The organism is Paenibacillus sp. FSL H7-0714, assembly GCF_038003765.1.
Lineage (GTDB): Bacteria > Bacillota > Bacilli > Paenibacillales > Paenibacillaceae > Paenibacillus_AQ.
Genome location: NZ_JBBOPT010000001.1, coordinates 5,768,611 through 5,789,476 on the forward strand (window position 1 = coordinate 5,768,611; position 20,866 = coordinate 5,789,476).

A 20,866-nucleotide genomic window follows, 5' to 3' on the forward strand; every position below is an offset into this window, starting at 1 on the left:
ACTTTTAAATTTACTTACTTGAAGTTAATAGTACGGTAGATAATTACTGCTGCTTCAGCACGAGTAGCCGTATCGTTCGGGTTGAACTTACCAGCATTTCCGATAACCAAGTTATGATCTGCTGCGAATGCTACGCCATCTCTCAAAGATGCACTGATCTTAGCAGCATCGGAGAATTGGCTGATTGCCGTTACATTCGTTGTTGCAGCTGGATTGATAGATTTCACTGCACGGGAGATCATTGTTGCCATCTCTGCACGTGTGATGGTTGCATTAGGATCGAACTTAGCCGCACTGCGTCCAGTAATGATTCCTTTTTCTGCTGCAACTGCTACATATGGTGCATACCAAGCAGATGAACTTACATCACTAAAGCTTTGTACGGCAGAGTTGTTCTCCAGATTAAGCGCACGAATCAACATTTTAGCGAACTCTGCACGAGTTACATTGCTCTTCGGTGCGAATTTGCCTTCGCCCACGCCTTCAATCGCGCCTTTTGCAGCTACGACTTGAATTTGTTTGCCAGCCCAAGCTTGTACACTAGCAATATCCGTAAAGTTTACTTTATTCTCAAGCACTGCATAGGATGAGAAAGTATCACGTGGTTCTACGATGAACTCTCCATCAAGTACACCACCTTGGAATTGCAGGCTACCGTATACAAGCTTCGCTACGGACAGCAATTCTTTATCAAGACCATCAGTATTCTTAAGCGGAAGTTTAATGGTAATTGGTTGTTTGAATGTGCTTGTTGCTACACCGTTCACGCTAAGTGCAAATTCATACACATCCGAAGCCAATTTCAGTTTGGTAACAGAAGTTACAACTTCTGGTTTAGCGGTAGTTACTGTCAATGCAATAGCTGTGCTGAACTGACTTACAGGAATCGTTACTGTTACACCATTGAACGTAACCGCGATATTTGCAACACCTTTAGCTTTTGCAGCTTCAATAATTGCTTGGGAAAGCGGAACTTCAACTGTAGTAGCGCTTACTGTTCCCAGATTCAGGGTCAAAGTAAGACCTGTTTTGCCAGAATTCGCTGCAACTAGCTTATCCAACTCTTTAATTACATCGGCATCTACCAATTTCAATGTTGCTTTACCGTCAACAACACTTACTAGCTTGGATACGTCGTAGATTCCTGGAGTTGGAGCAGGAGTTACAGGAGTTGTAACATTTCCATTTCCACCATTGCTACCACCATTACCGTTACCGTTACCGTTGCCGTTGCCATTATCGCCCAATCCATACGCTTTAACGTAAGCAAGTGCAAGTGATTTCGCCGCAGGCTTCGCAGATTTAATCGTATTATTCAGGTTCTTCAATGTTTGCTTCACATCACTAGCAGTAACTCCAAGATTTTGCAACGCTTGGCTTACTGTAAGAGCTCCTGCTCCTGTAGTGTGGCTCAATACTTTCGCAATAGCCTCATCCAACAAAGTATCGTAACCAGATTCAGATTTGAGAATTTCCAACAACTCTGCAGTTGTCTTGCTGCTAACCAGTGTACGAAGTTCTGTTTCTACACTGATTAAGAATTCAGAAACACTATCTACAGTAAGACCAGACACACCCGCTTTAGTTGCAATTTTGCTCAACAGGGCAATATTTTTGTCGTCGTTACGGATAATTTGAATTCCGGAGAAATCGTTCCCATAAACATCATATACTACACTAGTAACGCTTTGGAACAATTTAAGTGATGTCTTTGTTTCTACTTCATCCAATGAAAGCTTGTTCAAGACTGGAGCAAAAATCTCTGCGAAAGTTGCCTCGTCCAGCGCAGCAACCTCATTTTTCAAATTATAGAGGTAAACTACATCTGTTGCAGAGAGTTGCTTGTAAACATTAAGAACTTTCTCCTTAACTGCTGTACTGCTGCTAACTGTAGCTGCAGATGCTGTACCCACTGCTCCAAGATTACCCAACGGAAGACCCGCTACGGATGCTGCTACCATACTTGCTGCCAATGTTGATACTACTAGTTTCTTTTTCAAAGTCACTAAATATCCACCTCTTTATATGTATTTAAATTCCTTTTGTTACTATAGTCCTAGACTATTTCACCTTATGTCTACACTATTACGTATATCAACGATTCACCCAATAAAACCCATTCTACCACTATTAGGTAGATTAGTCAGCCCTTTCGGGAAAAAATGCCAAACAATTTGTGTCGATTCCCCCTTTTTTGTACGTGATTACTACGAATAACCTCTCCATTTGCCACAATTTGCTGAGAGTTCTCGCGCATATAGTCGCGCATCCCAGGACCTAATTCTTTCTCTAAAACCACATAAGCAGCATTTAATCCAAAAGGACGATGAACACTGTCATGTGCATCAGAGGCCAACACATGTACTGCATTTCTACGACATAACTCCAGGGATAGCTTCTGAAGTTTATTCCCGAAGACGCCTGCAAGACTTTGTGCGGTTACCTGACCAAGTGATCCCAGCTCTATCAATCTTTCTAACTTAGAAGGATCGGCAGCTACTTCAGCATTACGCTCCGGATGGGCGATAACCGGAACGAACCCTTGAATGATCAACTCGTGACAGATTTCTTCCATGTTGCGTGGGACTCGTGAAGAAGGCATTTCTAGCAAAATATACCGCGAGTCTGCAAGACTTAGCAGTTGCCCCCGCTCCAGATCATCCAGTAAATCTCCGTACACTCTGATTTCCTGACCTGGAAGAACAAGCAGTGGATTGCCATGCTGACGAAGTTTCTCATTCATCAGATCCACTGCTTCTCTTATACTAGCGGAGTTATTCATATATTGACCGTTGGCGTGATGTGGTGTGGCAATGACGGATGTAATCCCGTCCCTATAGGCGTCTTGCGCCATGGCGAGAGCGGATTCCCAATCAGTAGCTCCGTCATCCATAAAGGGTAAGATGTGGCAATGGATATCTTTCATATGTTATCTATCGGTCCCTTCACATAGAAAATTTAGTTTTACCCATAAAAAAATACAACCATTCCCAAATGGAATGGTTGCTTGATTGTAAATGAGTTCTTGTCTTATGCTTCAGTAGGTTCCTCTTGCTGAGGTTCATTTCCATCTATTTCAGCATCTTCAGAATCTGGAGAGGAGAGAACATACCCATCAATCAATCCCCAAAGTTCTTCTTTACCAAGGCCAATCTCTGAAGAGAATGGAATGAAATTATCCCCTGGCAGCACGCCAAGCTCCTGCTTCATGATCTTGATATGCTTTTGCCAGCGAGTCTTCGGAATCTTATCCGCCTTAGTCGCTACTACACACATAGGAAGATCATAATGCTTCAACCAGTCGAACATCATCTTATCATTGCTGGTCGGCGGATGACGCAGATCCACGATGAGCAGAACAAGCTTCAACGTATCGCGCTCAGATAGATATTTTTCTACCATCTTGCCCCATGTTGCACGTTGCGTCTTCGACACTTTAGCATATCCGTAACCTGGAAAGTCAACAAAATACATGCTGTCTTCATTGATACGGTAATAGTTCATATGCTGGGTCTTACCTGGAGTGGAGCTTGTCCGAGCCAGATTCTTGCGGTTAATCATTCGGTTAATGAGGGATGACTTCCCTACATTGGAGCGCCCTGCCAGAGCAACCTCTGGCAAAGCATCATCAGGGTATTGATCAGGGCCAACGGCACTGATTATAAATTCGGCAATATTAACTTTCATAGGACTTCCTTTCTAATGCACACTACTCGGTGGCTCACTGCTAATTTCATTATGATGCTCAACTAACGCATGATGCAAGACCTGATCCATGTTAGATACTGGTATGAACTCCACATCATTACGTACGCTCTCTGGAATTTCTTTCAGATCACGTTCATTGTCTTTAGGAAGAAGGATCTTTTTATATCCAGCACGGTGTGCAGCTAAAGACTTCTCTTTCAGTCCACCGATCGGCAATACACGTCCACGCAGGGTGATCTCACCGGTCATGGCCACATCTTTCGAAACATAGCGCTTCGTAAGTGCGGAGATCAATGCGGTAGCAATCGTAATCCCTGCAGATGGGCCATCCTTCGGAATCGCACCTTCAGGAATGTGGATATGAATATCGATCTTCTCATAAAAATCGGGCTGGAGTCCCAGCTCCTCCGCCTTCGAACGTGTATAACTGAAAGCGGCCTGCGCCGACTCCTTCATTACATCGCCCAGTTGTCCAGTAAGTGTCAGCTTACCCGTTCCTTGCACGACAGTCACTTCGATCAACAGCGTATCGCCACCAACCTCAGTCCAGGCCAGTCCAGTTACTGTGCCAATCTGATCTTCAAGCTCCGCCATACCGTAACGGTATTTCGATGCACCCAGGTAATCCTTGATGTCATCCGGTAGAATGACTACACTTTCTTTTTCCTTGGACACAATCTGTTTCGCAGCTTTGCGGCATAACGCTGCAATCTGCTGCTCCAAATTACGCACACCGGATTCACGAGTATATTCACGTACGATACGCAATAAACTGTCGTCTTCGATGATCAGCTGGTCTTCTGCAAGACCATGATTCTTCTTCTGCTTCGGCAAAAGATAACGGCTACCGATCTGCAATTTCTCCAGTTCCGTGTAACCCGGAATGAATAACATTTCCATCCGATCAAGTAACGGACGCGGAATGTTATGCACTACATTCGCTGTTGTAACAAACATAACGTTCGATAAATCAAACGGCAACTCTACGAAATGGTCACTGAACGTATTATTCTGTTCTGGGTCCAATACCTCAAGCAATGCTGAGGATGGGTCGCCACGGAAATCTGCAGCCATTTTATCAATCTCATCTAGCAGGATAACCGGATTAATCGTTCCTGCCGTCTTCATCCCTTGAATGATTCGGCCTGGCATCGCACCTACATAAGTCCGGCGATGACCACGGATCTCCGCTTCATCACGTACACCGCCAAGCGAAATGCGAACGAACTTACGATTGAGTGAACGGGCGATGGAACGAGCGAGTGAAGTTTTTCCCACACCTGGAGGCCCTACAAGACATAGGATCGGACCTTTTAGCTTCTTCACCAACTGCTGAACAGCTAAATATTCCAATACCCGTTCCTTTGGTTTTTCCAAACCATAGTGGTCCTCATCAAGTACCTGTTCTGCCTTCTTGATATCAAGGTCATCTTCTGTCTGTTCATTCCAAGGAAGACCCAGCAGCCAATCCACATAGTTGCGAATTACGCCACCTTCCGCTGAGCTCACTGGCATTTTTTCCAGACGATCGATTTCCTTCTCCATCTTCTCTTTCACGCGTTCCGGCAAATTCTTCTCTTCCATGAGATTCCGCAGCTCTTCCGCTTCTCCCACCCGGCCTTCCTTCTCGCCGAGTTCTTTCTGGATCGCTTTCATTTGCTCGCGCAAATAATATTCCTTCTGCGTCTTCTCCATCTGCTTCTTCACACGTTGATTGATCTTACGTTCAAGCTCCAGCACTTCACGCTCATTATTCAGAATATCAAGAAGCTTCTCTAGCCGTTTACTTACATCAATCGTCTCAAGAATTTCTTGCTTATCCTTAATCTTTAGCGATAAATGACTCGTAATAACATCCGCAAGACGACCAGGCTCCTCAATATCGGATACAGCAGCCAGTGTCTCTGGTGTCACTTTTTTGGATAACGTTATATAGTGTTCGAACTGATTAAGTACTGTACGCATCAGCGCGTCACACTCTTGATCGCCATCTTCCTCTTCTGGTAGCTCGCGCGCCATAACCTCATAATACTCATCATTATCGATATAATTAATAATTTCGGCTCGTTCTACACCCTCAACCAGTACACGAATCGTACCGTTTGGCAGCTTCAGCATTTGCCGCACATTCGCGACAGTACCGACCCGAAAAATATCGTCCTGACCAGGCTCTTCAATATTCACTTCCGACTGTGAACACAGAAGAATTAAATTATCTTCAACCATAGCTTTTTCTAGTGCCCGAACTGACTTCTCACGACCCACATCCAAGTGAAGAACCATGCTTGGGTACACAAGAAGACCTCTTAGCGGTAATAAAGGAAAACGACGACCTTTTGTTTTATTTGTCATCATCGCTTTCGCACCTCCCATGGCTCTCAATTAATCTCATATGAATTCATTCTAACAAAAGCAGCCCCAAAACACCAACAAAGTACTTGCAATTTAAGAATAAACAACCTTATTATCCTTAAAAAACGGCAACGTTTCTCCAAGAAATGTAAGGATTATGGAAAGTGTGAATCTATACTTTAAAAAAGGAAGCAGCAGACACACCTGCGGCTCCCTTTATTTAACATCGACAAGTCTCGATTTACTTATCGAAACCATAACACCCTAGCTTACATTTTAGGTAATAATTTAAGCTCAACCCTTTGCAGACTCGCCAGCGGCATCAGCCTTCAGGAGTGAAGGTGCTGCTGAGAATAACTCTCCAGCTACTGCTGGAAGCCTTACATCTGCTGTATCGGCGCCGAACAGATGACGGAATACTTCTTCCACCGTTTCCATTGGAATGACGCGTAGTGGGGCGAGGTCAGCGAATAGGGACTGCCAGTTTTCTTTTGGAATAAGCACCGTAGTAGCTCCTGCCTGAAAAGCAGCCTCCACCTTCGCAATCACACCACCAACAGGCTTCACACGCCCATGTATGCCTATCTCACCAGTGATCGCTACGGTATTATCCACGGGAAGACCACGAATGGCGGAGACGATAGCAACTGCCATCGCAACCCCTGCTGAGGGTCCGTCAATGGGTGTTCCACCTGGAAAGTTCACATGCAGATCATAACGGTCTGGTTCCAGATTCATGGTACGCAGTACGGTCAATACGTTCTCAACGGAGCCTTTAGCCATGCTCTTTCTCCGAATCGTGCGAGAACCTCCACCAATCTCTTCCTCATCTACTACTCCGGTTACGTTCAATCTACCTTGACCGTTGTGCGCAGGTGCTGCGGATACTTCGATCTCGAGCAAGGTGCCCATTCCCGGTCCATACACTGCAAGTCCATTAACCAATCCAATCTGCGGCGCGGAAGGAATCTTGCGCTCTGTTCGAAGTGGAAGCTGGCTACTGCCTGCCACCCATTCTACATCAGCAGCACTTAGCGTATCTCTCTGCTCCGTTAGCGCTAGTCCAGCAGCGAGCTGAATCATATTGACTGCCTCCCGGCCATTTGTTGCATATTGCTGCACAACAGTGACTGCTTCAGGGCTTGGCTTCAGTCCGATCTTCTGTATCGCGTCACGCGCGATGACCGCAATCTCATCCGGCAATAGCGGACGGAAATAAATCTCCATGCACCGTGAACGCAGCGCGGGAGAAATCTCATCCGGGGATCGCGTAGTCGCGCCTACTAACCGGAAATCAGCAGGTAAACCATTTTGAAAAATATCATGAATATAAGCCGGAGTATTATTGTCCTCCGAATTATAATACGCGCTCTCTAGTAGAACCTTCCGGTCCTCCAGCACCTTTAGCAGCTTATTCATCTGAATGGGGTGAAGCTCACCGATCTCATCCAGAAAAAGAATCCCGCCATGCGCCTTCGTCACCGCTCCTGGCTTTGGCTGCGGCACACCTGCTACGCCCATGGCTCCAGCACCTTGATAAATAGGATCATGCACCGATCCGATTAACGGGTCGGCAATACCACGCTCATCAAAACGAGCGGTCGTCGCATCAATTTCAGTGAATTTGGCGTCACTTTTAAAAGGGGAAAGGACATTTTTTTTCGCCTCTTCCATGACCACGCGCGCCGCTGCAGTCTTGCCGACTCCTGGCGGACCATAAATAATCACATGCTGCGGATTAGCACTACATAGTGCGGCCTTCAGGGCACGGAGCCCATCTTTTTGCCCAACAATATCTCCAATAGAAGCCGGCCTAGTTTTCTCCGACAATGGTTTGGTTAGTGAAATCATACGCATCTTCCGTAGTTTATCCAGTTCCTTACGCGACTCTCGGTCTACCGCCGTCTTGTTTGTCTTCTGACCCCGCAGCAGATTCCAAAAGTATACGCCGATAACCAGCGCGAAAAAGAGCTGCACGATCATCACAACTATACTTAATTCCATAGGTCATCCTCCTGTTTCGTTCAGTCTACCTTTCCACCTTTGGCTACTATTAGGTAGTATAGCCGTTTCGGTAATTAGTAAACGCACAATTGAGGATTTGTTGAATTGTTGGTGTAGGACAAGTAGTGGAGTTCGACTTTCGAGGCATTGAAAGGTCTGGGAGTGCTAGAGACACCTCAGATTCTTCACCACCCCCTCTAGCGGAAGATGAGTATGAACAGTCATAGAACTTGGTGCTACATTCACGTTCAGTAGGCACCTAGTTCTGTCGACTGTGCTGCTCAATGGCGTTAAGTCATCTATGGAAGAAGCTTAAGATGGTCTTCAAGCGATAATCCGGGAAAATCCACTTTATTATTCGTTGTTTATGATCTCTAAGCGGATAATTAGGGAATTCCTCCCTGATTATATGTTGTTTATGAACTCTAGGCTGATAATTAGGGAATTCCTCCCTGATTATCAGCCAAAATGGTTATAAATAAGGTGAATCGCTCATTTATTAGGGAGGTTTTCCCTAAAAAGATCGATTTGGAACGATATTAGGCTTTTTTCAGGGAGGTTTTCCCTAATTATTTATTAATGCTCCAAATTTCGCTCCATAGTGCACATCTTACGACACTCCTCACCACATTCCTTATCACATTCCATACTAACTACATATTACATACCAACTTTCTTACCATACTCCATACCCCACTCCTTCTAATCAAGTCATTCGCACTTCCAGCATCCCATCTGCAGGTAATTCCTTAAACATTATTCCATCAACCACTTAAACTTACTATGTTAATCCCAGTAATAAAGGACATCACGAGCCAGCCTATACTCAACATTTTTAACACCGATCCCTCTTCTCACAGGCTTCAACCAGCCCTTTTCACACAACTTCATCAACATCAAACGTACCGTTTTGGGGTCCAAAGCAAAATAATCCGCTACATCTTTGGGACGAACTGTCCCCGCTTGGCGAACCACTAATCGCATGATTTCCTTCTCAGCAAATAGTAATTTTCCATGCGGTGCATCTACAATTAAGTAACGGCTTAGCACCACACGCAGCAGTGTAATGCATAGCTCTGGGCGTTGTTCCACATCGTCATAGGCAAATGAAATTACTTGGTAACCCATTCCGTACAGAAACGTCTCACGATTTAGCTCATTACAATACTTCAGCCTGTCCATGTCCCTCACATGCGCTGCATACCCTTTGATCTCGAACAAGAGCTTGATAGGCCCCGGCAAAAAAGCATAATCCGCGAAATAAGATCGTCCGCGCCAATCCAGCACTTCATACTCCGGATGTAGATCATTGAAATCTCCACGAAGCGGCCACCATACATTCTGTAAAAACATTTCTTCGGCATGACGATGCCCTCTCTCTAGCCTTCCTCGTCGTTCCCCATTCCTGCTTGCTAGATGTTTCTCAATAAATGCTTCATGGGCTTGTTCATAATGCATTCAATGTCCCCCCTTAATCATTAATTCCACGCAAAAAAAACGCCCCGTTCCCACCACCGGTTATACCGGGGTGTAACAGGGCGTTCTTCGCCACTTATTATGAATTGAATCATTAATTCGTAAAAGACCAAATTACTTTGATTGCACCGGAGGTGCAAGGTTAGCGTGAGCGCGGCCTGGGATTTCTCCTGTTGCCTCATACGCTACAACAATCGCATCGATTTCCTTCTTCAGCTCGTTCACGAGTTCCGCTTCAGGCACCTTACGAATCATCTGACCGTAACGGAACAACAAACCTTCCCCACGGGCACCAGCAATACCAATATCCGCTTCACGCGCCTCACCAGGACCATTAACGGCGCAGCCGAGCACGGATACTTTAATAGGCACCTTAAGCTTCGAAATGTATTCTTCCACCTCATTAGCGATGGAGAAGAGATCTATATCAAGTCGTCCGCAAGTCGGACAAGAAATGAGTGTTGCCGCGTTAGAGATCAGACCGAAGGTCTTCAACAGCTCGCGTGCCACCTTAACTTCTTCCACTGGATCAGCGCTAAGCGAGATACGCAGGGTGCTGCCGATGCCCATAGAGAGCAGTGCACCGATACCCGCGGAGCTTTTTACTGTACCGGCAAACAAGGTGCCGGATTCTGTGATCCCGAGGTGCAGCGGATAAGGAATAACTTCCGCAGCCTGACGGTAAGCTTCGATGGCCATTGGCACATCGGATGCTTTTAAAGATACGATAATGTCGTGGAAATCCAGCTCTTCCAGAATCCCAATATGGTACAGTGCACTTTCTACCATAGCTTCTGGAGTCGGATATCCGTATTTCTCCAAGAGATGATTCTCCAAAGAACCGGCATTTACACCAATCCGAATCGGAATTCCTTTTTCTTTACAAGCTTTAACTACTGCTTCTACCTTCTCCCGACGACCGATATTGCCCGGATTAATCCGTACTTTATCGATGCCGTTCTCAATAGCCATCAGCGCGAGCTTATAGTTAAAATGAATATCCGCTACGAGTGGGATATGAATCTGCTTCTTGATCTCCTTAATCGCGGCGGCCGCCTCTTCATTGTTGACAGTAACGCGTACCAGTTGGCAGCCTGCTTCCTCAAGCCGTAAAATTTCGGCTACAGTAGCCTCCACATCAGCTGTTTTGGTTGTACACATGCTTTGAATCGCAACCTCGTTGTTTCCCCCAATAATGAGCCCGCCAACATTGACAGGACGGGTTTGGTGTCTCAAGAACATGATTTTTCTCCCCCATAACGCCAAAGCTCCACCCCTTCGCAACCGCTAGTGAAGCGGGATAAGCGGAAGAAAGGTGGAGACAGTGACATATATTGTTAAGGTAAGCGACTTACGCGCTTTCCTCTTTCTTTTTGTCTTTCTTAAGGTTCAATTCAGGCAAAGCCTTCTCTTGAACGACCTGCTCCGTGATCACACAATCTTTAATATCATCGCGTGAAGGAACTTCATACATCACATCAAGCATGATGCTCTCAATAATCGCGCGCAGTCCACGGGCTCCCGTATTGCGTTTGATCGCTTCCTTGGCAATTGCTTCGAGTGCCAATGGTTCGAACTTCAGCGCTACGTTATCCATTTCCAGCAGCTTGATGTATTGTTTCGTGAGTGCATTCTTAGGCTCGGAAAGGATACGCACCAGCGTATTCTCATCAAGCGGCTCCAAAGTCGAGATGACCGGTAGACGGCCTACAAATTCAGGGATTAATCCGAATTTGAGCAAGTCTTCAGGCAATACCATCGACAAATATTCGCCAGGCTTGAGATCCTTTTGTCCTTCAACTGCTGCGTTGAAGCCAATGACTTTTTTACCGATACGGCGTTTAATCATTTGCTCCAGACCGTCAAAGGCACCTCCCACGATGAACAAGATGTTCGTCGTATCAATTTGAATAAACTCTTGATGAGGATGCTTACGACCACCTTGTGGTGGTACGGAAGCAACCGTTCCTTCGAGAATCTTCAGAAGTGCCTGCTGTACACCTTCACCGGATACGTCACGGGTAATGGACGGGTTCTCGGATTTACGTGCCACTTTATCAATCTCATCAATATAGATAATGCCGCGTTCGGCTTTCTCCACATCATAATCTGCCGCTTGAATCAGCTTAAGCAGAATGTTCTCAACATCCTCGCCGACATAACCAGCTTCCGTTAGGGAAGTAGCATCAGCAATCGCAAATGGAACGTTGATAATCTTCGCCATCGTCTGTGCGAGCAAAGTTTTACCCGAACCTGTTGGACCAAGCAAAAGAATATTACTCTTCGTCAGTTCAACATCTTCGATTTTGCTTTGGCTGTTCACACGCTTATAGTGATTGTAAACTGCAACAGACAGCGATTTCTTCGCTTGCTCTTGACCGATTACATATTGATCCAAAATATCGCGGATTTCCTTTGGTTTCGGAATATCCTTCAGATCAAGCTCTTCCTCATGACCGAGCTCTTCTTCCACGATTTCCGTGCAAAGCTCGATACATTCGTCACATATATAAACGCCCGGTCCTGCTACAAGCTTACGAACCTGCTCTTGTGATTTGCCGCAAAAAGAACATTTCAATTGCCCTTTTTCATCATTAAATTTAAACATCTAACCACCCCTTTAAGATTTCATCGGTGAAGAAAGAACCTGGTCAATAAGCCCATATTCCTTGGCTTCTTCCGCGCTCATGAAGTTATCGCGGTCTGTGTCCCGTTCGATTTTTTCAAGGGGCTGACCTGTGCGATCTACATAAATTTGATTCAACTTCTGTTTCGTCTTGAGGATCCAATCGGTATGAATCCAAATGTCGGACGCTTGACCTTGAACACCACCGAGCGGTTGATGAATCATAACTTCGCTGTTAGTCAGCGCGTATCTTTTGCCCGGAGCCCCAGCTGTTAAAAGGAGCGATCCCATGCTTGCCGCCATCCCTACACAAATGGTTGAAACATCCGGTTTGATATATTGCATCGTATCGTATATACCCATGCCGGCTGTTACTGAACCACCGGGTGAGTTGAGGTACAAGTGAATGTCCTTCTCGGGATCATCTGCTGCAAGGAACAGCAATTGAGCAATAACCAGATTGGCGACATCATCGTCAATCGCACTGCTTAAGAAAATAATGCGATCCTTGAGCAATCTGGAATAGATATCGTATGAACGTTCCCCACGACTTGTTGATTCCACAACCATTGGTACCAGACTCATGCCACCAACCTCTTTTCTCTATACAGATTAGTCTTATCGTTTCAAAAATATTTTAACACGTTCACGGCCCGATGTCATTTTTTCACTACAGCAGACCTGTCCACCGCTTGTGATAGTGACGTCATCATGCCAATTTCTTAATACCATACGCTCATACGGATACCTATGTAATCACATATATCTGTGCCCGAGGATAAAAATAAGGCACGTAACGAAACTTACGTGCCTTATCATATCTGTATGGAGGCCAATTGCTCGGCCGTTCTAGGTAGTTTTAAAAATCTTACTCAGCTTTAGCGTCTTCAGCAGCTGGTGCTTCTTCTACTGCTTCAACTTCTACACTATTGCTAACAAGGAAATCAATGGTTTTGCGCAAAGAAAGTTCTTCGCTCAAGCTGCCCAGTGAACCGTTAGCTGCCAAGATGCTGCGAATTTCTTCTGGAGTACGTTTGTAAGCTTCAGCCATAGTAGCCAACTCTTCGTTAACTTCTTCTTCGGAAACTTCAATGTTCTCTTGTTTAGCGATAACTTCCAGTACCAGGTTGTTGCGAACGCGTTTTTCAGCATCGCCTTTCATTTGGTTCTGCAAGTCTTCACGAGTTTGACCCGAGAAGCTAAGGAACATATCCATGTTCATGCCTTGTTGACGAAGACGAGTGTCGAAGTCACGAACCATGTTCTCAACTTCGCTGTTGATCATTGCTTCTGGGATCTCAACTTCAGCGTTTGCTGCTGCTTTATCAACAACTGCATTCTCGCGAAGGCCTTTCAGTTCATCCTGTTTACGGGATTCGAGCTGAGCTTTCAGATCTGCTTTGTACTCTTCCAAAGTTTCGAATTCACTTACATCTTTAGCGAACTCATCATCGAGTGCAGGAAGTTGTTTGCGTTTGATTTCGTGCAGTTTCACTTTGAATACTGCTTTCTTACCCGCAAGGTTCTCTGCATGGTATTCGTCAGGGAAAGTAACTTCAACATCTTTGAAATCTCCAGTGGACATTCCCACTACTTGCTCTTCAAATCCAGGAATGAAGGAGTTGCTACCAAGTTCAAGAGAATGACGCTCAGCTTTTCCGCCTTCGAACGGTACGTCATCAACATATCCGTCAAAATCGATCACAGCGATGTCGCCGTTAGCTGCTGCTTCTTCTTCAACTACTACGAGTTCAGCATGACGCTCTTGCAGACGAGCAAGCTCAGCGCTCAGCTCTTCTTCAGTCACTTCAGCTTTTTGTACTGGAACTTCCAGACCTTTGTAATCGCCGAGCTTCACTTCAGGTTTAACCGTGATCTTCGCTTTGAAGATAAAGGATTGACCTTTAGCAAATTGCTCAATATCAACTTCAGGACGGTCTACAGGGAAGATGTCAGTTTGTTCAACTGCTTCACCGTAAGCTTCAGGAAGAAGAATGTCGATTGCATCTTGGTACAAGCTTTCTACACCAAAACGGGATTCAAAGATCGGGCGTGGCACTTTACCTTTACGGAAGCCTGGTACGTTAGCTTTCTTAACGACTTTGTTAAAAGCTTTATCAAGTGCTGCTGCAACGCGTTCTGCGTCAACTTCTACTTCAAGAACTCCAAGGTTCTTCTCTATTTTTTCCCATGTTGCTTTCATATTATACTTTTCCCTCCAAAATATAGGTTCACAAGTTTACTTCAAAAAATGATACAATCCACGCACAGAATAACCATTATATTATATACAACATTACTTTATTTATCAAGTAGAGAAGTCTTTACAAAACCCTTGAGCGCACGATATGCCCCCTCAAATTGAAAGCGCATGCCGTCTGTAATGCCGTACATTCCACGAGTCTCCTCCTCTTGCCGTGTACCGTTTAAGCTCTCAGATACAAACTGGTGTAACGCCCCCGCCCAAATATCTAGTAGCGCGTCTTCCCCATCCAGTATTTTCCGATACTCTTCCGATCCATAAATCGACATGACGAACTGGCCCCAGAGCTCCTGTGCAAAATAATACAGCGTAGGCTCATGTACCTCCGCCTGCTCGGCTACCCGCTCGAGCACCTGACTCACCTGCGGCGGAAAATCCTCTGTCTGCAGCGGTACACTTTCAATCTCTACAATTGCTGTTTCGTGACCACGAATCAGATTCACTGTTCCCTGCATCCCACGCCGCCGAAGGGTCTGCAGGGTCCGAAATTGCAGCAGTGGGTGAACATTATCCCCCTGCAGCCATGCCGTCAGCGCCTCATCGACTCCGCCGCCTTCCAGATATGAAAGCTGCTCTAGTGCTAGGATTGTCGCCTCTGACAGCGGCTCATTCATTATCCGCTGCAGCAGCTTTTGAGGATACCCCGCATCCTCAGTCATTTTTGATTTGGCCAAGAGACGGGCCATATCTTCTTCCCTTAAATCTTCGTCTTCGGGGTGAACGGCTCCTTCCGCATCTCCATTCTGAGAGGCGTAGGGAAAAGCTGTTTCGAGCCATTCCAGCAGAGACCGCCATTCCTCGTAATTTCGTTCTTCCTGTCCTTGACACTGCAACAAAAAACGCAGTAGCTCCATCGCTTCCCCGTATCGTTCACTCTCCAGCATCACCGTAAGCTGGATTTGATAATAGTCCAGTGTCTTGGGAAACAGGACGATATTCTCTTTTGTGGCGGGGGAATCTGAATCTTTAATGAGGGCACCTCCTTATAGCTAATTATGTGAATTGAATTCTAAAACGTCATAAATGTTATTAAGACCTTAAGCTTCATCCGAAACTTAATAATTGTAGATTATAGCATACCCCGTACTCTTTTTAAAAAACAGCTTGAAAAACATCGACGTACATGATATGATAACTCCTGCTTGCTTTTCAGCCAGCAATCATGTCCCGGTAGCTCAGCTGGATAGAGCATGCGCCTTCTAAGCGCACGGTCAGGGGTTCGAATCCCTTCCGGGACGTCAGAGTAACAGCCTTCCTTCGGGGAGGCTGTTTTTGCGTTCAGGGGATGAGAAGCACAGAGGTTCGTCGGAGTATAGGCATCGAAAGCATACGCTTCGCAGTCGGCCCTGACCCGACAGCTGGTGATGCTTCTCGGGGCATCTTAAGGTGGTGTGTCGGCTGGTCTATGATCAGTGCACTAGGCTTGTTGAGTAACTAAGTCTCGGCCGAGTACAGTTGGCGTTCCTCATACCATCCTTGGGCGCTGTATCAACTGCGGTACGCTCGATACACTAGATTGGTTGAGGGAACTAGGAGCTCGACGGTGGTGTATTATGAGCAACTGGGTATCGGATTCGTGGCAGCTTACATTAGGACGAGGACCTTTCAGTTTTTGGAGCTACATAGGTTGAACAGATCGAATGGTTATTTCCTGCCGAGACTATAGTTTTAGGGAAATCCTCCCTGATATTTACCTATAATCTCAAAAAAACAAACTTTTTAGGGAATTCCTCCCTAAATATTTCCTAAAAACCGCTAATCATGAGTAATCAAGGATATTTCAGGGAGGTTTTCCCTAATTATACTTCTAAAGAGCATAAAACGCTGAATTTTAGGGAGATATTCCCTAATTACGAATAAAAAACTTCAATCCAATACTAATCCATCGACACCCCATCAATAACCCTATAAACAAATAAAGGCCTACAGGCTTCCCCCGTAGACCCCAATTCATTACTTCCGGCGATTTCCCAGCCACAGCGGAAATCGAAATACAAAATTGATAAACAAAACTACAAATACAAGTACGGCTGCCGACTTATCAGCAATTTGACGCGCATCTTCTACAATCGCCTCGGATTGTACATACCAAAGATGTACGGCCAGTGTTTCACCCGGCGAGAACAGATTGAAATCCCACATTTCGCCCGAGGTACTGAGACCAGCGGTAAGGATAATAACCGCAGACTCCCCGAAGGCGCGTCCAGCAACGAGACAAATCCCAGTAACAATGGCAGACATTGCAACGGGCAGAACTACCGTGCGGATCACGTGGAATTTAGTCATCCCAAGCGCATAACCAGCCTCGCGGATCTCCCCGGGGACAGCACGTACCGCTTCCTCTGTCACTCGCGCGAGCATAGGTAGATTCAGCAGCGCCAAGCTGACGCCTCCGCCAAGAATCGTCAGACCGATATCGAAATATTCCGCAAAAATCGCGAGTCCGAGCATACCGAACACAATCGATGGTACCGATGACAGAGATTCTACGCAAATACGTAGTGCGCCTGTAAATTTATTGTCTGGTGCATATTCAGCCATATAGATTCCCGCACCCAAACCAATTGGAACGGAAATAAACAGCGAGATGAACAAAATGTAAAAGGAGTTAAACAGTACCGGGCCAATCCCACCACCTGCGTCAATCTCTTCAGGCTGTTTAATCAAGAAATCGGGCCGAAGTGCCGGTAAACCTTTACTAAGAATCGTGAAGAGCAGCCAGAAGATCAGCAGCATGACTAAAGCCCCAAGCGTATAAAACCCTATGGTTGCCATTTTATTGTTTCTTTGAGCCCGCGCTGTATGCTTTGTACTTGCGAATCCGTTCACGCTGCATCCCTCCTTTTTCTACCCAGCACGCGGATGATCAGAATTAATACAAATGATATTACTAGCAGGAGAAATGCCATCATATGTAGCGCATAGTTCCATGTAGAGTCAAACTCTACATTGGAGATTTGCATAACGATGTTACTAGTCAGCACCGATGCTGGCGTGAATAACGTCTTCGCCAATTGCGGTGTATTTCCGATAACCATAACTACAGCCATCGTCTCACCCACAGCACGAGTCATACCTAGAATAACCGCAGAGATAATTCCCCGGCTAGCCGCAGGCAGTACTACACGCATGATGACCTGTAAACGGGTAGATCCAAGAGCATATGCAGCATCCCGATATTTGCGCGGTACAGAGACAATGGCATCATCACTGATTCGGCAAATCGTTGGCAGCACCATTAATGCGAGCACAAGTGCAGCGGCTAACAAGCCATCGCCTAAGCTCTCCCCACTAATTCTGCGCAAGAAAGGAAGTAATACCGTTAAGCCTATATATCCGTAAACAATTGAAGGAATACCTACCAATAAATCTAGCACTGGACGGATAAAAGTCTTCATCCATTTTGGAGCAATCTCTGCACAAAGTACTGCCATCCCTACCGAAATAGGAACTGCAATCAGCAGCGTTAATGCAGTTAGTGAAAGTGTATTTACAATGAAGGCAGCCGCTCCAAAAGAATCCTCTTCCGGCGTCCAGTTAAAGGAAAAGAAAAAGTCCGCAGGCGAGAGATGGCCGAACAGAAGCATAGCCGTTTTGCCGATAAATAGAATTACAAGTCCAAGCACGAAGCAAAGCGCAAGAATGCTGAATAAAAAATAAAACTTAAACAATTTGTTGCTAAACAAATGTCTACCATGACGTTTAGGATTAGCGCTAACCTGCGTTACGCTCTCTTTTCCCCTAGTTGCCAAGCCTTGGACTGGTGCCCCCATACTTTCCCTCCTGTAAGCGGCCACCCCCGTATCAAGATCGGAGCTGGCCGCTGTTACCGTTCAATATGTTCTTTAGATGTTATTAGCCCTTCATTGCTGCGATCGGAATAAATTTAAGCTTTTTCAGGGAACCTTGTTGGAACTTCTTGCTTTGTACGTATTCGATGAATTCTTTTGTAGCGCCAGTAGGTTGGCCTTTAGTCATGTAGTAACCATAAGCCCAGATCTTATAAGATCCATTGATTACGTTGTCTGTAGTAGCAGCTATACCGTTGTGTTTAACAGCTTTTACGTCGCCACTTACATATACAAGGTCGATATAACCGATAGAGTTAGGAGTTGTTCCTACGGCAGTCTTCATGTCACCGGATGAACCTGTTTCTTTGTAGTTTTTAGCTTTTTTAACGATATCTCCGCCATCCAAAGCTTTAGCTTGATAGTTAACGCGTGTACCGGAACCGAAAGAGCGAGTGATAACCACGATGTCAGCATCTGCACCGCCTACTTCTTTCCAGTTCGTGATTTTACCTGCGAAAATACCTTTAAGCTGTTCAGTTGTAAGGTTATCTACACCAACATTTTTGTTAACGATTGTAGCAAAAGGAATAACTGCTACTTTGTTTGCTACTTGACCGTCAAAAGCTTTGAAGCCCGGTACGTCGATGCTAGCATCCCAGTCGCAAGCGCCGATATCAGCGATGCCTTTTTTAACAGCTTGAGGTCCAGTTACTGAACCTTTACCTGAGGCTGCGATTTTCACTTTAGGGTGCAGCTTTTGGAATTCTTTTGCCGCTTGAAGCGTCAATGGAAGAAGTGCGGTTGAACCGTTAACTGTGATTTTACCTTTAAGTGAATCGGCTGCTGCTGCAACCCCTGCGAAAGATGCGGTTACCGCAATTACAGCCGTTAGAGCCGTTACTGTTAGCTTTTTGAAAATCTTCATTTGTATTATTTCTCCTCTCGGCTCTACGCCGTTAAAATATGATTAGGGATATTTATTACTTCGACAGTTGCAATGCTTTACCGCCTTGAACCACCCATACACCGCCATCACTTACGATAGCAAGCTTGCTTCCATCATTCGAAACAGCTACTTCAGATACATCTTCAGTGGAGCGGAACAGCTCAGTCTTAGCTCCATTGTTATCAACGGAATAGACTACTGTGCTTCCATCTGCCGCTGAACCTGCTACAACCAAGCCGTTCTTAACGCCAGTAGACCAAGTTACTTCAACATCAAGTGCAATGTTGCTGCTTTTTCCGTCTGCTTTTACAACCTTCAATGTGTTAGCTGCGTTACCCTCAGCATCTGCACTCAGGTAAACGACGCTACCATCAGCAGAAATTTCAGGGTACAGTTTGTTATCCGGTGTAGTTGTCAGTGCAGCTGGTTTAGCATCTTTCGTAGCCAGGTCAAGCTTGTAAAGCTGCTCTCCAGCAGAGCTGAAGTCTACAGTAAGAGAATCTTCTGTGCTGTCCGCATCGTTTTTAGCAACACCCGTCAAGTTAACGATATAAACGGCGCTCTTTTCATCAGCGGAAATGCGCAGTTCGGATTTATTTTCTACTTTGTCTGCCAATACGGATTTAACTTCACCAGTGTCTACAGCGATTTTTGCGAGTTTCTCTTGCTTGTCACCTTGGACGAAGTAAATACTTTTACCATCGTTCGACCACACCAGATCCGTTTTTACACTATTGTCAGTGCCAAGTGTCTTAGTAGCTCCGCTAGACAGGTTAATCAGATTCAACAAACCAGTCTCATCATTGAAAGCTCCCCACTGCCCATCCGGCGATACTGCAAAATCTACTGCACTGTCATTTGATGAAAATACTTCGTAGTTACCTGGCTCTGTGCTGAACTTGATAAGTTGAGCAGATTCAGCATCACTTTTGTTCGCAATCAGACTTCCAGCTGCTGTCCAGTGCAAAGTATCAAACAATCCTTCAGGACGAGCAAAGCTTAGAATCGTGCTAGCATCAGCATCCAGTTCTCCACCTAATGCATAAACTAACTTAGAAAGCTCTACATAGGTTTTACCGTTATAAAATACTGGAGCAACTGTGAATGTCTCGGAATTACCATCTACTTGATAGCTCTTTGAGCCTGTTTTGAGCTTCACATTATGTAATCCTTTGCTGTCATTAAGTTCAAACCCGCCAGCTCCAAGTACTAACTTAGCTCCAATTTCACCAGTTACCTGATTCAGCGAGTACAGCTTGTAACCACTGCTATTAATGGTGTTAAACACAATCGGCGTACCATTTACATTCCAAGTGGCTGTACCTTCTTTAACTGCTGTTTTTGCAGCGGTTTGATTGGTAGCCACAGATTTTACATTACTGCCGATGCTAGCTGCAGATACACTCCCAACGCCTACAGTTGCAAGAAGTGCTGAAGCCAACGTTGCGCTAATCCATTTACTGTTTTTCAATTAGATTCACCCTTTTCGTATAGGTAACTGCTAATGTCATTTTCGTCTACAATTGTCAACTCTGTTGCAGAGGAATGTTATGGAAATATTAACTATAATTATTTTTTTGAAAAAGTAGGTATATTAGCGTACTAGTCTGCTAAATTCAGATAAACCAAATGGACTACACACGAAAAAGCCTCATGGAGGATAGCTCTGCGAGGTGCAGTAGCTTTTACTCCATGAGGCT

16 protein-coding genes and 1 tRNA gene are annotated in these 20,866 nt (G+C 45.3%); 2 read left to right on the forward strand and 15 right to left on the reverse strand.

What is annotated here, in order from left to right:
• Positions 1–14 precede the first annotated feature (14 nt).
• The 11 genes from NST34_RS25955 to NST34_RS26005 all read right to left on the reverse strand — a co-directional run bounded on the left by NST34_RS25955 (position 15) and on the right by NST34_RS26005 (position 15,313).
• Positions 15–2,006, reverse strand: a complete 1,992-nt coding sequence (locus NST34_RS25955; RefSeq protein ID WP_341129048.1) for an S-layer homology domain-containing protein — start codon at positions 2,004–2,006, stop codon at positions 15–17.
• A gap of 137 nt (positions 2,007–2,143) precedes the next feature.
• A complete protein-coding gene (locus tag NST34_RS25960; protein ID WP_341129049.1) occupies positions 2,144–2,926 on the reverse strand; it encodes a tyrosine-protein phosphatase in 783 nt (260 codons plus the stop codon).
• A gap of 104 nt (positions 2,927–3,030) precedes the next feature.
• The gene (gene yihA / locus NST34_RS25965; RefSeq protein ID WP_042191256.1) at positions 3,031–3,687 is read right to left on the reverse strand and encodes a ribosome biogenesis GTP-binding protein YihA/YsxC; all 657 of its coding nucleotides are present in this window, start codon (positions 3,685–3,687) and stop codon (positions 3,031–3,033) included.
• 12 nt (positions 3,688–3,699) lie between these two features.
• On the reverse strand, positions 3,700–6,063 hold the full coding sequence (gene lon / locus NST34_RS25970) for an endopeptidase La (RefSeq protein WP_042191259.1): 2,364 nt from the start codon (positions 6,061–6,063) through the stop codon (positions 3,700–3,702).
• A gap of 291 nt (positions 6,064–6,354) precedes the next feature.
• Positions 6,355–8,064: an ATP-dependent protease LonB gene (gene lonB, locus NST34_RS25975; protein WP_341129050.1), complete on the reverse strand. Its 1,710-nt coding sequence runs from the start codon at positions 8,062–8,064 to the stop codon at positions 6,355–6,357.
• 786 nt (positions 8,065–8,850) lie between these two features.
• The gene (locus tag NST34_RS25980; protein WP_341129051.1) at positions 8,851–9,522 is read right to left on the reverse strand and encodes a BlaI/MecI/CopY family transcriptional regulator; all 672 of its coding nucleotides are present in this window, start codon (positions 9,520–9,522) and stop codon (positions 8,851–8,853) included.
• A gap of 132 nt (positions 9,523–9,654) precedes the next feature.
• Positions 9,655–10,782 carry a flavodoxin-dependent (E)-4-hydroxy-3-methylbut-2-enyl-diphosphate synthase gene (gene ispG / locus NST34_RS25985; RefSeq protein ID WP_036685055.1) on the reverse strand — a complete coding sequence of 376 codons (1,128 nt, stop codon included), beginning with the start codon at positions 10,780–10,782 and terminating at the stop codon, positions 9,655–9,657.
• 109 nt (positions 10,783–10,891) lie between these two features.
• A complete protein-coding gene (gene clpX, locus NST34_RS25990) occupies positions 10,892–12,148 on the reverse strand; it encodes an ATP-dependent protease ATP-binding subunit ClpX (RefSeq protein ID WP_042130648.1) in 1,257 nt (418 codons plus the stop codon).
• Between the two features lie 12 nt (positions 12,149–12,160).
• The gene (gene clpP / locus NST34_RS25995; RefSeq protein ID WP_036685049.1) at positions 12,161–12,751 is read right to left on the reverse strand and encodes an ATP-dependent Clp endopeptidase proteolytic subunit ClpP; all 591 of its coding nucleotides are present in this window, start codon (positions 12,749–12,751) and stop codon (positions 12,161–12,163) included.
• 283 nt (positions 12,752–13,034) lie between these two features.
• A complete protein-coding gene (gene tig, locus NST34_RS26000) occupies positions 13,035–14,369 on the reverse strand; it encodes a trigger factor (protein WP_076286460.1) in 1,335 nt (444 codons plus the stop codon).
• Positions 14,370–14,467: 98 nt separating this feature from the next.
• The gene (locus NST34_RS26005; protein WP_256989995.1) at positions 14,468–15,313 is read right to left on the reverse strand and encodes a hypothetical protein; all 846 of its coding nucleotides are present in this window, start codon (positions 15,311–15,313) and stop codon (positions 14,468–14,470) included.
• Between the two features lie 280 nt (positions 15,314–15,593).
• On the opposite strand from NST34_RS26005, the gene NST34_RS26010 reads away from it, so the two are divergent.
• Both NST34_RS26010 and NST34_RS26015 read left to right on the forward strand, forming a co-directional pair.
• Positions 15,594–15,667: transfer RNA gene (locus NST34_RS26010), tRNA-Arg, on the forward strand.
• A 47-nt stretch (positions 15,668–15,714) separates the two neighbouring features.
• Positions 15,715–15,867, forward strand: coding sequence for a hypothetical protein (locus tag NST34_RS26015; RefSeq protein ID WP_341129052.1), 153 nt, complete (start codon positions 15,715–15,717; stop codon positions 15,865–15,867).
• 515 nt (positions 15,868–16,382) lie between these two features.
• Here NST34_RS26015 and pstA read toward each other — a convergent pair.
• From pstA to NST34_RS26035, 4 genes are all read right to left on the reverse strand, one after another.
• Positions 16,383–17,258, reverse strand: coding sequence for a phosphate ABC transporter permease PstA (pstA, locus tag NST34_RS26020; RefSeq protein WP_341129053.1), 876 nt, complete (start codon positions 17,256–17,258; stop codon positions 16,383–16,385).
• The gene (gene pstC, locus NST34_RS26025; RefSeq protein ID WP_042191272.1) at positions 17,255–18,202 is read right to left on the reverse strand and encodes a phosphate ABC transporter permease subunit PstC; all 948 of its coding nucleotides are present in this window, start codon (positions 18,200–18,202) and stop codon (positions 17,255–17,257) included. Before pstC ends, pstA begins: the two co-directional genes overlap by 4 nt.
• An 82-nt stretch (positions 18,203–18,284) precedes the next feature.
• A complete protein-coding gene (locus tag NST34_RS26030) occupies positions 18,285–19,145 on the reverse strand; it encodes a phosphate ABC transporter substrate-binding protein (protein WP_042191274.1) in 861 nt (286 codons plus the stop codon).
• 55 nt (positions 19,146–19,200) lie between these two features.
• Complete coding sequence (locus tag NST34_RS26035; protein WP_341129054.1) at positions 19,201–20,637, reverse strand: stalk domain-containing protein; 1,437 nt, start codon at positions 20,635–20,637, stop codon at positions 19,201–19,203.
• Between the last annotated feature and the right edge of the window lie 229 nt (positions 20,638–20,866).

Excerpts from the sequence above, each read along its gene's own strand:
- NST34_RS25980 (WP_341129051.1), bottom strand. The coding sequence starts at position 9,522 with ATGCATTATGAACAAGCCCATGAAGCATTTATTGAGAAACATCTAGCA.
- tig (WP_076286460.1), bottom strand. The coding sequence starts at position 14,369 with ATGAAAGCAACATGGGAAAAAATAGAGAAGAACCTTGGAGTTCTTGAA.
- pstC (WP_042191272.1), bottom strand. The coding sequence starts at position 18,202 with ATGGGGGCACCAGTCCAAGGCTTGGCAACTAGGGGAAAAGAGAGCGTA.
- lon (WP_042191259.1), bottom strand. The coding sequence starts at position 6,063 with ATGATGACAAATAAAACAAAAGGTCGTCGTTTTCCTTTATTACCGCTA.
- NST34_RS26005 (WP_256989995.1), bottom strand. The coding sequence starts at position 15,313 with ATGCTGGAGAGTGAACGATACGGGGAAGCGATGGAGCTACTGCGTTTT.
- NST34_RS26030 (WP_042191274.1), bottom strand. The coding sequence starts at position 19,145 with ATGAAGATTTTCAAAAAGCTAACAGTAACGGCTCTAACGGCTGTAATT.
- ispG (WP_036685055.1), bottom strand. The coding sequence starts at position 10,782 with ATGTTCTTGAGACACCAAACCCGTCCTGTCAATGTTGGCGGGCTCATT.
- yihA (WP_042191256.1), bottom strand. The coding sequence starts at position 3,687 with ATGAAAGTTAATATTGCCGAATTTATAATCAGTGCCGTTGGCCCTGAT.
- clpX (WP_042130648.1), bottom strand. The coding sequence starts at position 12,148 with ATGTTTAAATTTAATGATGAAAAAGGGCAATTGAAATGTTCTTTTTGC.
- clpP (WP_036685049.1), bottom strand. The coding sequence starts at position 12,751 with ATGAGTCTGGTACCAATGGTTGTGGAATCAACAAGTCGTGGGGAACGT.
- NST34_RS25960 (WP_341129049.1), bottom strand. The coding sequence starts at position 2,926 with ATGAAAGATATCCATTGCCACATCTTACCCTTTATGGATGACGGAGCT.
- NST34_RS26015 (WP_341129052.1), top strand. The coding sequence starts at position 15,715 with ATGAGAAGCACAGAGGTTCGTCGGAGTATAGGCATCGAAAGCATACGC.
- lonB (WP_341129050.1), bottom strand. The coding sequence starts at position 8,064 with ATGGAATTAAGTATAGTTGTGATGATCGTGCAGCTCTTTTTCGCGCTG.